Consider the following 12,870-nt stretch of genomic DNA (forward strand, 5'->3'; position numbering starts at 1 on the left):
CTCCATAATTAATATAGAGGCGTGTAACTAGAGGTTTTATGTCCCTAACACTTGAAGACTTGGAACAAATGCAGCAACAGCACCCTGACTTCCGCATGGAACTAGTCAAGGGTAATATTATTGTTATGAGTCCATCAGGATACGAATCAGATGAAGTTGCAGCTGAAATGGTAGCCCAGCTACGTAACTGGGTTAGACCGCGCAAACTGGGGCGAACAGCAGCTTCTAGCGCCGGTTTCAGGTTGCCTAATTCCGATTTGCGCGCACCGGACGCTTCATTTGTTTTAGCCGAACGCTTGCGTCGCAGTCCGAAGTCTTTTGCTCAATTGGCTCCCGATTTGACTGTAGAGGTGAAGTCCCCTAGCGATAATTTAGAGGATCTGAGAGCCAAAATTCAAGAATTTCTGAGTTTGGGAACTAAGGTAGGAATTTTGCTCAATCCAGATGAGCGGATTGTTGAAGTTTACAACTTTGGACAAGAGCCAATAATACTTCATGATGGCGATATTTTAACAGTTCCCGAACTGCTCCCAGGATGGGAAGTACCAATTGCAGATTTGTGGCCTCCAGAGTTTGACTAGGATAGTGGTAAAAACCCTACAGACTTAAATCGCTTTCAGTACAGATGGCAAAATTTTGATTAATGGCAATAAGGATAAAATTATCAATATTTGGCAACTACCATACTGATTTAGTCTCTCATCAACATGAGGGACGGTAGAATATACCTAATTTTCGTAGCTTCAAAAGCCAAACTATGACGATGCATTCCACACTCCAACGTGCATTTACTAACCGCCGCGTTCTCAAAGTGATTAGCGGCTTGAATAACTTCGACGCCACTAGCGTCGCTGCTACAGTCAAAGCTGCTGAATTAGGCGGTGCTACTTTTGTCGATATTGCCGCCGATGTAGCCTTAGTCCAACTAGCTAAAAGTTTGACAATTTTACCGATTTGTGTGTCAGCAGTAGAGCCAGATAAATTTGTACAAGCAGTGGCAGCTGGTGCTGATTTAATTGAAATCGGGAATTTCGATTCCTTTTATGCTCAAGGACGCCGTTTTGAAGCTCCAGAAGTGCTAGCACTGACTAAGCAAACTCGCGCTCTTCTCCCGGAAATCACCCTATCTGTCACCGTTCCCCACATCCTGGAACTAGATCGACAAGTACAGCTAGCAGAAGAATTGGTGAAAGCTGGAGCAGACATTATCCAAACCGAAGGCGGTACTAGCAGTAACCCAGTTCACCCCGGAACTCTAGGATTAATTGAAAAAGCTGCTCCCACCTTGGCAGCAGCTTTTGAGATTTCCCGTGTAGTGTCAGTGCCCGTATTGTGTGCTTCCGGCATTTCTAACGTTACCGCACCATTAGCGATCGCTAATGGTGCTGCTGGTGTTGGTGTTGGTTCCGCCATCAACCAACTCAATAGCGAAGTTGCAATGATTGCCGCTGTGCGTGGACTAGTAGAAGCCTTAGCAACTGCAAATGCAGTAATTAAGTGAGTTAAGAGTTAGGAGTTAAGAGTTAAGAGTTATGAGTTATGAGTTGAAGGAACTTATTCATTCCTAACTTCTAATTTCAAACTCCTAACTTCAAACTCCTAACTCCTAACTCCTAACTTCTAACTCATAACTTCTTTCAACGCATAAATCACCTGGTCTTGCTGCTGTTGTGTCAGTTCTGGGAACATAGGCAAGGATATAACCTCATGGCAAGCTTGCTCTGCTATTGGTAAGTCCCCAATTTCATAGCCCAGACTTTGATAAACTGGCTGCAAATGTAAAGGGTGGGGGTAGTAAATCATTGAACTCACGCCCTGTTCTTGCAATTGACTACGCACCCAATCTCGATATTTAGCGCTAGAACCATTGCGCCCTTCGCCGGATATACGAATAGTGTATTGATTCCATACCCCAATACCCCCAGGTAATTCTTGGGGCGGGACAATCCCCGGAAGTTGACTGAGGAACTGATAGTAATAGTTGGCGATATCTCGGCGGCGATCGTTCCAAATATCCAAATAACGTAGCTTAATCTGCAAAATGGCTGCTTGGAGAGCATCTAATCGGCTATTTACACCGATTTCTTCGTGTAAATATCGAATTTTACTACCATGATCTCGTAGTATTCGCAGTTTAGTGGCGATCGCTGGATCGTTAGTCGTTATTGCTCCACCATCGCCGCAACCACCAAGATTTTTGGTAGGATAGAAACTAAAGCAACCAATATGTCCAATACTTCCGACTTTTTCACCGGCCCAAATCGCGCCTGTAGACTGAGCGCAATCTTCAATTATGGACAAATTGTGAGACTGAGCGATCGCCATTAATGATGTCATATCCACAGGTTGTCCAAAGAGGTGAACTGGGATAATCGCTTTGGTTTGCAGTGTAATCGCTGCTGCAACTTGCTCTACATCTAAATTAAACGTAGTCGCGTCAATATCAACGAAAACAGGCTTTGCACCGACGGCGCTAATCACTTCAGATGTTGCAATAAAGGTAAAAGGCGTTGTAATCACTTCATCGCCTGCACCAATGTCCAAAACTCGTAACGCTAAGTAGAGCGCATCAGTACCAGAATTACAAGCCACACATTCAGTAACAGTATTATAAGCGGCAAACTGTTGTTCAAAGCCTTCGACTAAGGGGCCGCCGATATAGCGGCCGGAAGCCAAAACCTCTAAAACAGCCGCACTTACTTCTGCTTCAATGGTGGTGTATTGCTGCTTGATATCAAAGGCAGGGATGGGATTTACACTTTGGATCATGAGTTCTCATTTTATCGGGAGATACAAAGGATGCACTTCGACAGTCAATTTTTGCTGATTGAATTGTTAATCAAAAAGGAGCTACTAAAAGACTATCGCCCAAGATACGCATCTATTAGGGTTTTTACTTAAATTGTGGTGCAAACCACCGCACATTTAATTTACAGATAGTAGGCATACTAGGTGTTTGCCTTGTTAAGGTCGTACCATTTTGAATTGATGAAAGTGATATATATCAACCAAGATCCAACACATCAGGTCAAAGTTCCTCTTGTGTGGGTTGCTTTGAGCAGAAAATACCAGGAGATAGAGAACCCATGCAGGATCTGATCGAGCTGGATTTCGGGGATTTAGCTATTGGTGTGGGATTGATGGCGATCGCCATTGGTTTATCTGCCTGGGAAAAATTAGGATTAGAGTTGAACTTAGCCCTTGCTACTGGGAGAACCATCTTACAACTTCTTGTATTGGGATACATTTTAGATTTCATCTTGGCTTTAGACAATGCTTGGGCAGTTTTGGCGCTATTAGCAATAATGCTGACAATTACGGCGATTGTCGCACGAAATCGCATTACTCCAAAAATTCCTCATGTGTTGCCTTTGGTGTGGGGTGCAATTTTAATTAGTACCGCCGTGACAGTGTTTTACATCAACTTCTTAATCGTTCAACCAGAGAGATGGTACGAACCACAGTATATAATTCCCCTAGCAGGGATAGTCTTAGGTAATGCTACCAATGCAGCTGCGATCGCAGGCGATCGTCTTGTCAGCACCATTAATTCCAGCCATCTCGAAATAGAAACCCATTTAAGCTTAGGTGCAACTCCACAGCAAGCAGTTAGTCAATATCGCAAAGACGCCATCAAAGCCGGATTGATTCCTACTCTCAATCAAATGATACTCATAGGTATGGTCGCAATACCAGGAATTACCACCGGACAGTTATTAGCTGGTGTCAAACCTCTAGATGCTGTCTCCTACGAAATTTTGATTATGTTTATGGTTGCTTTTGCTAACTTGTTGACAACAGTTTTAGTCACGAAAGGGTTGTGTCGTCAATTTTTTAATTCCGCCGCGCAGTTGGTGAGGTGAAGAGTACTGAGTAGGGTAAAGGGCAATACTTTTCGGTTAAGGGGGAAAGGTGAAAGGGAAAGGGTTTGATATTTACCTTTACCCCTTGGCCTTTAACCTTTTCCCAGCCCAAAAGAGAGATTGTTGGATTTATCCGAAAAGTATTGGGGTGAAGGGATTAATCTACTCCAAAATAAGTATTTCATTTCCTTGTAGGGGCGCATAGCTAGCTGCGCGCCCCTACGAAGTCTCTACAGAATTGAAATATAAAGATATTTTGCAAACGCATCTATCCTATGAAGTATTTTATGCAAAGCATAAATAAATATTTATATGGTTATTTAAAAATCATGTAATTTCAGTATTCAAACCTGACGCTGTAAAGCTGAGAACTCAACCTATTGCCGTCTATCGGAGGTAACAGAACCAAAAGAGGAATGTCATCATTAGGAGATGTCCCTTTAGGTAGGGATGTCAAGTAGGTGAAATATTTATTAATATTGTTAATAGATAGTAAATGTAAATTCAGCGTCAGGAATCCGAAAAAATTCCTAATGGCAGGTATTTAGCATCAATCACCAGATTGTTCACCAACGGAACAGAAGATTATGAAAGATCAAAAACGATCGGACTCTAAAGAATTCGTCGGAAATCTCAAGAATGGGATTTGGCTGTTTGGGCTATCATCCTGGGTATTTGGCATTACCGATCGCAGTATTGCTTCATTTGCAGATGGCTATCTATCTGCTTTGGATTTGACACAACTATTTACGGCAGCTACATTCTTTGTGGCATGGCTATTTTTGAAACCGACATCTAGAGTTTAAGTTAACCAACTGATTAGTATCCAGTCACTTTTGATGCTAGTCCGATCGAGATTTAGAAAGTTATCTATTTGATGCCATAAGGGGTGTGCGACAGAATGCATAAATTATTTTGCAGCGATCGCAATCAAGGTAATTCGTAAAATCTCCGAGTTACCCTGATTTCGAGTGATTACGGGAGAGAATCAGGATCGATACCAAGTTCGCGTAACCTCTGTGCCAACATTTGGGCACGTTCTTCTGGCGTTAGTAAACGTCGTTCTTGCTCGTTATACCAGTACAGCCACTCTCGCGTGATACCGTGATATACTCCTCGTTCTATGCCAATTCCCAAACCTACCTCTGGTAGCCAAACAGGATTTCCTGACAGCAATTGATACTCGTTATTGACTAATTTATAGACCTCTAAGTGTTGCTTGCGGCGGCGAGTAGGATTATAAACAACATAGTACAAGACTTTGAGCTTTGCGTACTCGTTTTTTTTGGTAGTGTATTCCCCGCGATAAGTTTGAGATACTACTTCCAGTACCAATATAGGAACTTTTTCTTCTTCCCAAATTGCATAACTTAGACGGAGGTTTTCATCAAAAAATCGCTCGACTCCCAGGCTTAAAAATGCATCTGGCACTATCGCTGGTAGATTGGGGTCATAGTAAACAGCCATATCAGCCCCGAAAAACCAGTCCATTCGATCTGCCCATGCCATTGCCAGTACGGCTTTAAGTAAACTAGGAATTAAGTCTTGTAGTTCATTATCCACAGGGGTATCATCAGAGTCGGGCAGTTCCTCAGAGGAAGGCAAGCAAGCTAATGGATTGTACTCTAACATGATGGGTTCGGGGATTTTTTCACAATCCAGACTTCTTAAATTGTAGCTAGATTGTATCTTTTCCCTTGTGAAGTCAAAGTTATAGCTCTTTTGATTTTGGTGTATCTAAAAAATTTTTTCTAATTTTCCGGAACTGATTATGCTCGCGTGGTAGTCTTTATCATCAGATGAGCGATTTATACTGAAACTCTATAACGAATCTCCGGGGAATATAACCCCATTACGGATTAAAAGCCCGATCGTGAAGACCGGGCTTTTGCCATTAACTCCTAACTCTTATAAAGACGCGATTCATCGCGTCTCTACTCCTAACTATTCATTAAATTAGGCAAACGCAGCAGTTGTCACATCGTTATTCGATAGAATTTCTTGCAACTCTTCAGCGTCTACTGTTTCTTTATCAACCAGCATTTGCGCTAGTTGATCTAGAATATGGCGGTTGCCTACTAACACTTCTTTAGCGCGTGTATAGGCTACATCTACAAGTTTGCGAACTTCTTCATCAATAGCAGCAGCGGTTTCTTCAGAAAAATCGCGCTCTGACATAATATCGCGTCCGAGGAACATGTTACCTTGTTGACGACCAAGAGCAACAGGGCCTAAGCGATCGCTCATCCCAAATCGAGTAATCATTTGACGCGCAACACGGGCTACTTGTTGGAGGTCATTAGAAGCACCAGTGGTAACTTCTTCTTCACCAAAGATTAATTCTTCAGCAAGCCGACCACCCAAAGCCACAGCCATCTGATTTTCCAGATAAGCGCGGCTGTACAAACCTGTGTCCATCCGGTCTTCACTAGGAGTAAACCAAGTTAAACCACCTGCGCGACCGCGAGGGATGATGCTAATTTTTTGTACTGGGTCATAGTCTGGCATCAAAGCACCAACTAAAGCGTGACCAGCTTCGTGATAAGCAACCAAGGTTTTGCGCTTTTCGCTCATTACTCGATCTTTCTTCTCTGGCCCAGCTAATACGCGATCGATCGCGTCGTTGATTTCATCCATTGAAATCTCAGTCAAATTCCGGCGTGCTGCCAGAATTGCGGCTTCATTCAGCAGGTTGGATAAATCTGCGCCAGTAAATCCAGGGGTACGACGGGCGATTTTATCCAAGTCCACATCTTTCGCCAAGGTCTTACCACGGGCGTGTACCTTGAGGATTTCGCTGCGTCCGGCGTAGTCGGGACGGTCTACCACAACTTGACGGTCAAAGCGACCAGGACGCAACAGCGCTGCATCTAGGACATCAGGACGGTTGGTAGCGGCAATAATGATGATGCCAGTGTTACCTTCAAAACCATCCATTTCGGTGAGCAACTGGTTGAGGGTTTGTTCCCGCTCATCGTTACCACCACCTAAACCTGCACCCCGTTGACGACCTACGGCGTCAATTTCATCGATGAAGACGATACAAGGAGCATTGGTTTTAGCTTGTTCAAACAAATCGCGGACGCGGGATGCACCCACACCAACGAACATTTCCACAAATTCTGAACCAGAGATTGAGAAGAAGGGTACACCTGCTTCACCAGCTACAGCACGAGCTAGGAGGGTTTTACCTGTACCAGGAGGGCCAACTAACAACACACCTTTAGGAATTTTTGCACCAACGGCGGTAAAGCGATCGGCGTTTTTCAAAAAGTCTACGACTTCGTTTAATTCCAACTTGGCTTGGTCAATACCAGCGACATCGCCAAATGTCACCTGAGTTTGTGGTTCCATTTGCACTCTGGCTTTGGATTTGCCAAAGTTCATCGCTTGGCTACCTGGGCCACTTTGAGCGCGACGTAGTAAGAAGAATAAGCCAACCAAAAGCAATACAGGGAAAAATAAGCTGCTCAGTGCCTTAAACCAAAATCCTTCGTCGGTTTGAGGCAAAACAGAAATATCAACGCCTTTAGAAGTCAGAGTATTAATCAAGTCTGGATCGTTGACTAAGGTCACAATCCGTTTATTTCCGTCATATTTGGCTGTAACCAATGCTGTAGAGCGGTCTGCACTCAAACTGACTTTTTCTACTCTGCCTTGCTGAACTTCTTGAATAAAGCGACTGTATCGCCATGTTTCTCTGCTTTGGGGTTGTTTGTCAAAAAATGCTGTTCCCAGCGCAATTACGACAATAAACAGCAGCGCGTACAGCCCTGCATTTCTCCATCTTTTATTCACTAAGGTCTATCCTCCGGTACTTTTTGCGCGTTAGCTTTCAGCGGGTGCTTTGCGCCATCGCCTAGCGTCTGCGATCGCAAATGTGATTATTAAGAATTATGTTAACTTATCTTAAGATATAACAAATTTGGCGTGGTTGTCATGCTAAAAAAAGCTCCCTTATTAGCTGAAAACTATCATGGTAGGGATTACATTGTAGCGACCCTGAAGGCAGATGAACTGTATGAATGGGAATAATTTCTACCACACTATTAGTGTAAGCGATCGCTTCAAATCTCTGGACTAACTCGACGCTCCAAGTTTCTTCTCGCACTGACTGTTGGTGGTTTTGTAGCCAGTTTACAAGTTGCGATCGCCCAATTCCCGGCAAAATTCCGGCTGTCAACGGTGGCGTGTACCAAGTGCGATCGTACCATCCCCAAAGGTTGCCTGTACTGGTTTCTAGCCAATTTCCTTGAGCATCGACTAATATTGCTTCTTGAGCATCTGAGCTAGTTTTTGCCAACCAAGCACTCAAATAATTTCCAGTTTTATGAGAGGGGAGCGAGCGAGAAAATTCAGGACTCGCAACTACACACGAAATACCATTTTTTTGTTTTTCTATCAAATTTTGTGGTAAGAATCTGCCAGTTATCCATTCCCGTCCATCGGGAAAGAGGGTGATTCTGAGAACGGGGAAGTGTGCCAGAAGAATTTGAGCGCCTTGACGCAGACGGTTCCAATCGGGTTGCTGCCAACCAAAAGATTGTATTGAGAAAAGCAAGCGATCGCAATGTGCTTGCCAATTAGTTAAATTACTATCTAGGGAGTTCTGATAAACTCGCAATGTTGTAAAAACAGTTGCCCCATAAAGTAAACCCGGATCGTTAATGTTTAATTCTAGGGTTTGAGAGTGAATTAATTTGCCGTCATACCAAAAAATATTATTTGTCACAACCAAATTTATTGTCTCTACAACTCCATTGAAAAGTGATGACTTGTAATGCTCATACGCTGCATGAGATAAAATCTGTGCGCTGCAAATCGTTGAACGCCAGAATCCAGACTCAGGTGTTTACACTCATGATTTCTGGCATATTCAATTAGCCACTGAAATAATTGTTGACCATAGCTGTGCGACCGTTTCAACTCATCAACCACTAAATCATCAATATATAAAAATTTTCCCAATGCTAAACAATGAGAAATACGAAATCCAGCGATCGCTACAGCTTGCTTTTCTACCTCCAAGAATGCAAGTTGATATCCTTCTTTCATTTGATATCGAACTTTTTCTACAAAATTATCCTGCTCAAGGTGCGGGCGCAACTGAGAAATAACAGGAAAACACCCTAATATTTGAAAGTCAGATTCTGCCAATTGTATTGACATCAGTATTACCCTACTCAATCCTACATGAGAAACTTGTAACTTATTGAGTGAATCTAATCCTCGATTAGACTTGCAATAATTTAATCTTTAGGGGGAAATATAATTTTATTAGTCCCTTCAGGAGTTGTAATTATTTTTCCTCCCAAAGCTTCGATTTCCCTAATTGCGCGTTTTTGAGTTCTCTCATCAGCATGATTATTTAAAACCATTGACCATGTAGAAATTTGAGCATATTTACTATTAGGATTTCGACTCAGAAATTCCGCAGTTCTTTGGGAAGTATTAGCTATAAGTTGACTCTCTGAATCTGAAAATTTACTCGCCCAGTTTGCCGCCGTTGCAAAAGACTGTTGGGCAGCTTTCGCATTGCCTAAAAATAATAACTCATCGACTCCTTTATAACGCCAAACGTAATAAGACCTTTCTGGAACTGAGGGAGATAGTGATTTTAAGCCTTTCTCTGATATTGCGATCGCCCGTTCTGGCATACCAGCATATAATGAAGTACTGATCGAAAGACTGTGATAGGCTGCTAAAAATCGCGGGTCACGTTCTAGAATAACTTCAAAATATTCTGGACTTAAACTGTAACCTGTTTTATCCCGAATTTCATCATTTCCAAAATATTGGAGGAAATTGAGATATACCAAATCTGCAACAAAGTTATCATAACCAAAACTAGGTGTTTTTTTGAGAAAATTTAGACGGATATTTTCAGCTTTTATTTCTTTTTTTAAACTTTCTAAAGAGGCAGATTGTTTTCTATTTATTAGTTTTTGCAATTGGGGGAATTGAATCAAGCCAACTCCTAAAATACACATAGAAATTAAAAAAGGTGTAGCAAAAGCTTGACGAGATAACAACATATTTTCCTTGGCTTTGCGATCGCAGTCATATCATTGTATACACAGTGGTATAGCAAAAGTCAGGCCTACTTGTGTGTCTAAGCTTTGCTAGGTAAGATAAAAAAGTTGACTAAAATAAACTAATTTTATTATTAAGTGCCTGTTGATACTTTAATTTTATCTTTTGTCTGAGATATACTTAATTCAGTTTTGTATAAAAATGATATCTAATTTATACTGATTTGAAGGAAACGTCCAAAAGCTAATTAAATAATTATTTCAGAATCACGCTACATAGAACAATGGGGAAACCCTACGATAGTGCTGGATTCACTGCAACGCAGTTATTCCAAAATCTAAAATGGTATTATTCTTTTTCTAAGATAAATTTTGCTCTAGGAAATCATAATTTTTTTTAGTAAAAATTTCTAAAATATTAAGTTGTTTTGACTTTAATTACTTTTTTGTAGTAAAAGCCTGAAAACTTTTGACATCACCTATAGTTGTATCTTGTTTATATTTAAATCTGTCTGTAACCTCTAAAACATCATGGTGAATAATACTCTTAATGAAAACACAGAAACTAATGGTCAAGCCATAGAAAATTCGGAAAACAATAGTCAATATAGTAAACCAAGTAGTGAATTTAAAATCAAAGTTAAGAAGCTGAATAGTAATAAAGAAGGATTCAATATTGATGAAATTATTGATGCTATTCAAACAGCAATAGTTGAAGTTATCGAACTAGAAATTACCACTTGGGTTCCAGAATCATCTACTCAGTTAGAACAACTAAAAGAGCAGCAAATTGCTCAACCAGGTAATCGAATGCGCACTATAATCAATCTAATTGATGGTGATATAACTAATGAAGTTGGTAGTCAATTTGTTGGGAGCGGGCCATATACAGAACTTCGCGAATTTCATCTAACTCAAATCAAAGAAAGTCGGGAAATTATGCAAAAAAATATAGAAAGTTTGCATAAGCTATATGGATTTTTTATAGAAATTATGAAATCTCGTAAAACTTCACAACAATCGCTATCTCGTCCACAGTAATTATTAATATTAATTAATAGTTAGTAAACCTAAAATACCTACAGAATAGGAATTTATCCAAACCTGTAGGTTAATTTGCTTTAAATAAATCAAGAAAATTATGACTATGCCTAACAAAATTCAAGAACAAGCCAAAGATTTGCTAGAGAAAGTAGTCTCATCTGTACATGAATTAGTTGATGATATTACAGCTTTAGAAATAAATACAATGGTTGTGGATCAAATTACTGGTGCAAAGTTTAATGCTTGGCAAGCGTATGAAGAGATTTATTCAATAAATGACAAAGACTACTTTGATGTCAAAGGAATTCCAAATCCAGACGATTTACCAGAACCACAAAAAACTCAAGCTCAAGAATTACGCAAGCGTTATACAAGTCTATTTTCGCAACTTGAAAGAGAATATTTTTACATTCTCCTAGAAAAAAGTAATGAGAGTAGTGAGCCAGATTCCAGAATAATCCAATATCAAGAGCGTCTTAAATATCAGGTGGAACATAAAGCGAATATTCTTCCAACTGACGAGGTATACATAAAGTTAGCTCGACCAATATTGCCTGCTCCCACTCCTGTTGCAGATCGAGAAGAAAATAATCTAAAAAGTTTGCAGCAAAGATGGAAAGAGATTGAAGAACTTTTAAATAATGATAAATTTATTCGTACTTTGCGGAAAATGTCTGAACTAAAAGCGGCACTTAATAGTGGCAATATTACCACCGTAGATATTGATGTTATTTATGCTCAAACTGTTATGCAATTAGATGGAGATATTATTAGTCGTTATCATAAAAAGCTATTTCAATTACCTGAAGGAGATAGAGATTTAATTCTAAAAATACATAATGAAGGGGTAGTTGCTGGAGAGAAACAGTGGCGTGGAACACTAGATTTTCTGATTGGTATTGTACAAAATATCGCAAAATTATCCCGACAATGAACTCTGAGAAAACACACACAGATAATGAAGCTGATGTTCAACTCTCTTTCTTTGTACAAATACCTCAAGGCACTCCTATTGAACTAGAAATTAAGGTTGAACCAGGACAGTATACTTTTTATCTAAATAAAACCGTTTTAAAACAAATTGAAGAAGCACGAGAAATAGGCTGCTCTTTATACATTCCACCAAAATTACTAGCTTATCTTTGGTACTACAATTGTTTTAGCGATAAAATTTGCTTTAGTACTAACACTACGTTATACACTCAATTAGTAGTTAATAAAAAAAACTTTAAAATATTTGACAATACTTTTATCGTAAATTTTATCAAATTATTCTGGAGTAAAGCATTACAAAATAAATCGAAATTACAGTATGGACTTACTTTTAATTCTTATTATAGAGAAGATACATCAGCTTTATATTTTTGGAAAGAACAAGATATTATTTTACAAAGCAATATCTTATTTTATGGCGACATAATTCACAAAATTAGGAGTGATGTTATCCAAAATCCTCAGTGTTTAAATATTGTTTCTGTTCATTATTGGCTTATTGAACAAATACTAAGCTGTCTTCGGAGTAAATTAAATCTGCTAGTTTGGGAGATAGCTTCTCTCTTTCCTGCTGGTTTTCTAGTTTACAATCTTCATCCAGCAAATTGGATGCTAGTAATATTTGCTTGGTTAGGGTTAACTATATTATTTGCTACTACTCGCTATATAGTTGTTAATCAACTTCAAAGTCGTACTTCCATAAACTCTAAATTTATAAATAGCTTGATATGGACGCTGATTTGTTTCATTCCTAGTGTTGTTGCTACTACTAGCTTTAGTAACATTACTGGCTTATTATTACCGCTTTTTTCACTGATCGCCCCAAAACTTGTAAAGTACATTTTAAGCTTTACATGGGGGCGAGTTGTTAAATTGATTATGCGTCCCTTATTAAGAAATTTCAATTAAATAAAATCCTTTTAACTCTCTTTTTTTCA

General features: G+C 39.8%; 13 protein-coding genes. 7 read left to right on the forward strand and 6 right to left on the reverse strand.

The window, feature by feature from the left end; genetic code table 11:
* The first annotated feature begins 38 nt into the window (after window positions 1-38).
* Window positions 39-581 (forward strand): Uma2 family endonuclease, encoded by a 543-nt coding sequence (locus RMX89_RS09535; protein WP_322688753.1) that lies wholly within the window; start codon window positions 39-41, stop codon window positions 579-581.
* 176 nt (window positions 582-757) lie between these two features.
* Window positions 758-1,501, forward strand: coding sequence for a DUF561 domain-containing protein (locus RMX89_RS09540; protein ID WP_322688754.1), 744 nt, complete (start codon window positions 758-760; stop codon window positions 1,499-1,501).
* 119 nt (window positions 1,502-1,620) lie between these two features.
* On the opposite strand, the gene RMX89_RS09545 is transcribed toward RMX89_RS09540, so the two are convergent.
* Window positions 1,621-2,769, reverse strand: coding sequence for a DegT/DnrJ/EryC1/StrS family aminotransferase (locus RMX89_RS09545; protein ID WP_322688755.1), 1,149 nt, complete (start codon window positions 2,767-2,769; stop codon window positions 1,621-1,623).
* Between the two features lie 317 nt (window positions 2,770-3,086).
* Here RMX89_RS09545 and RMX89_RS09550 point away from each other — a divergent pair, with 317 nt between their 5' ends.
* A complete protein-coding gene (locus RMX89_RS09550) occupies window positions 3,087-3,863 on the forward strand; it encodes an ABC transporter permease (RefSeq protein ID WP_322688756.1) in 777 nt (258 codons plus the stop codon).
* 587 nt (window positions 3,864-4,450) lie between these two features.
* Window positions 4,451-4,669 carry a hypothetical protein gene (locus RMX89_RS09555; RefSeq protein WP_094350008.1) on the forward strand — a complete coding sequence of 73 codons (219 nt, stop codon included), beginning with the start codon at window positions 4,451-4,453 and terminating at the stop codon, window positions 4,667-4,669.
* A 169-nt stretch (window positions 4,670-4,838) separates the two neighbouring features.
* Here the strand turns inward: RMX89_RS09555 and RMX89_RS09560 are convergent, their stop codons facing one another.
* The 5 genes from RMX89_RS09560 to RMX89_RS09580 form a co-directional block, all read right to left on the reverse strand.
* Window positions 4,839-5,495, reverse strand: a complete 657-nt coding sequence (locus tag RMX89_RS09560; protein ID WP_322688757.1) for a Uma2 family endonuclease — start codon at window positions 5,493-5,495, stop codon at window positions 4,839-4,841.
* Window positions 5,496-5,819: 324 nt separating this feature from the next.
* Window positions 5,820-7,661 (reverse strand): ATP-dependent zinc metalloprotease FtsH3, encoded by a 1,842-nt coding sequence (ftsH3, locus tag RMX89_RS09565; RefSeq protein WP_322674696.1) that lies wholly within the window; start codon window positions 7,659-7,661, stop codon window positions 5,820-5,822.
* Window positions 7,662-7,800: 139 nt separating this feature from the next.
* Window positions 7,801-8,595, reverse strand: coding sequence for an aminotransferase class IV (locus RMX89_RS09570; RefSeq protein WP_322688758.1), 795 nt, complete (start codon window positions 8,593-8,595; stop codon window positions 7,801-7,803).
* A gap of 17 nt (window positions 8,596-8,612) precedes the next feature.
* Window positions 8,613-9,032 carry a GNAT family N-acetyltransferase gene (locus RMX89_RS09575; protein WP_322688759.1) on the reverse strand — a complete coding sequence of 140 codons (420 nt, stop codon included), beginning with the start codon at window positions 9,030-9,032 and terminating at the stop codon, window positions 8,613-8,615.
* Between the two features lie 80 nt (window positions 9,033-9,112).
* Window positions 9,113-9,898: a hypothetical protein gene (locus tag RMX89_RS09580; RefSeq protein ID WP_322688760.1), complete on the reverse strand. Its 786-nt coding sequence runs from the start codon at window positions 9,896-9,898 to the stop codon at window positions 9,113-9,115.
* A gap of 528 nt (window positions 9,899-10,426) precedes the next feature.
* Between RMX89_RS09580 and RMX89_RS09585 the strand changes: the two genes are divergently transcribed.
* From RMX89_RS09585 to RMX89_RS09595, 3 genes are all read left to right on the forward strand, one after another.
* Window positions 10,427-10,936, forward strand: a complete 510-nt coding sequence (locus RMX89_RS09585) for a hypothetical protein (RefSeq protein ID WP_322688761.1) — start codon at window positions 10,427-10,429, stop codon at window positions 10,934-10,936.
* 100 nt (window positions 10,937-11,036) lie between these two features.
* A complete protein-coding gene (locus RMX89_RS09590) occupies window positions 11,037-11,873 on the forward strand; it encodes a hypothetical protein (protein ID WP_322688762.1) in 837 nt (278 codons plus the stop codon).
* Window positions 11,870-12,841, forward strand: coding sequence for a hypothetical protein (locus RMX89_RS09595; RefSeq protein ID WP_322688763.1), 972 nt, complete (start codon window positions 11,870-11,872; stop codon window positions 12,839-12,841). Before RMX89_RS09590 ends, RMX89_RS09595 begins: the two co-directional genes overlap by 4 nt.
* Window positions 12,842-12,870 lie beyond the last annotated feature (29 nt).

This window comes from Nostoc sp. DedSLP04 (assembly GCF_034530775.1).
Taxonomy (GTDB): Bacteria; Cyanobacteriota; Cyanobacteriia; order Cyanobacteriales; family Nostocaceae; genus Nostoc.

Excerpts from the sequence above, each read along its gene's own strand:
- RMX89_RS09555 (WP_094350008.1), top strand. The coding sequence starts at position 4,451 with ATGAAAGATCAAAAACGATCGGACTCTAAAGAATTCGTCGGAAATCTC.
- RMX89_RS09580 (WP_322688760.1), bottom strand. The coding sequence starts at position 9,898 with ATGTTGTTATCTCGTCAAGCTTTTGCTACACCTTTTTTAATTTCTATG.
- RMX89_RS09575 (WP_322688759.1), bottom strand. The coding sequence starts at position 9,032 with ATGTCAATACAATTGGCAGAATCTGACTTTCAAATATTAGGGTGTTTT.
- RMX89_RS09535 (WP_322688753.1), top strand. The coding sequence starts at position 39 with ATGTCCCTAACACTTGAAGACTTGGAACAAATGCAGCAACAGCACCCT.
- RMX89_RS09590 (WP_322688762.1), top strand. The coding sequence starts at position 11,037 with ATGACTATGCCTAACAAAATTCAAGAACAAGCCAAAGATTTGCTAGAG.
- RMX89_RS09560 (WP_322688757.1), bottom strand. The coding sequence starts at position 5,495 with ATGTTAGAGTACAATCCATTAGCTTGCTTGCCTTCCTCTGAGGAACTG.
- RMX89_RS09540 (WP_322688754.1), top strand. The coding sequence starts at position 758 with ATGACGATGCATTCCACACTCCAACGTGCATTTACTAACCGCCGCGTT.
- RMX89_RS09595 (WP_322688763.1), top strand. The coding sequence starts at position 11,870 with ATGAACTCTGAGAAAACACACACAGATAATGAAGCTGATGTTCAACTC.
- RMX89_RS09545 (WP_322688755.1), bottom strand. The coding sequence starts at position 2,769 with ATGATCCAAAGTGTAAATCCCATCCCTGCCTTTGATATCAAGCAGCAA.
- RMX89_RS09585 (WP_322688761.1), top strand. The coding sequence starts at position 10,427 with ATGGTGAATAATACTCTTAATGAAAACACAGAAACTAATGGTCAAGCC.
- RMX89_RS09550 (WP_322688756.1), top strand. The coding sequence starts at position 3,087 with ATGCAGGATCTGATCGAGCTGGATTTCGGGGATTTAGCTATTGGTGTG.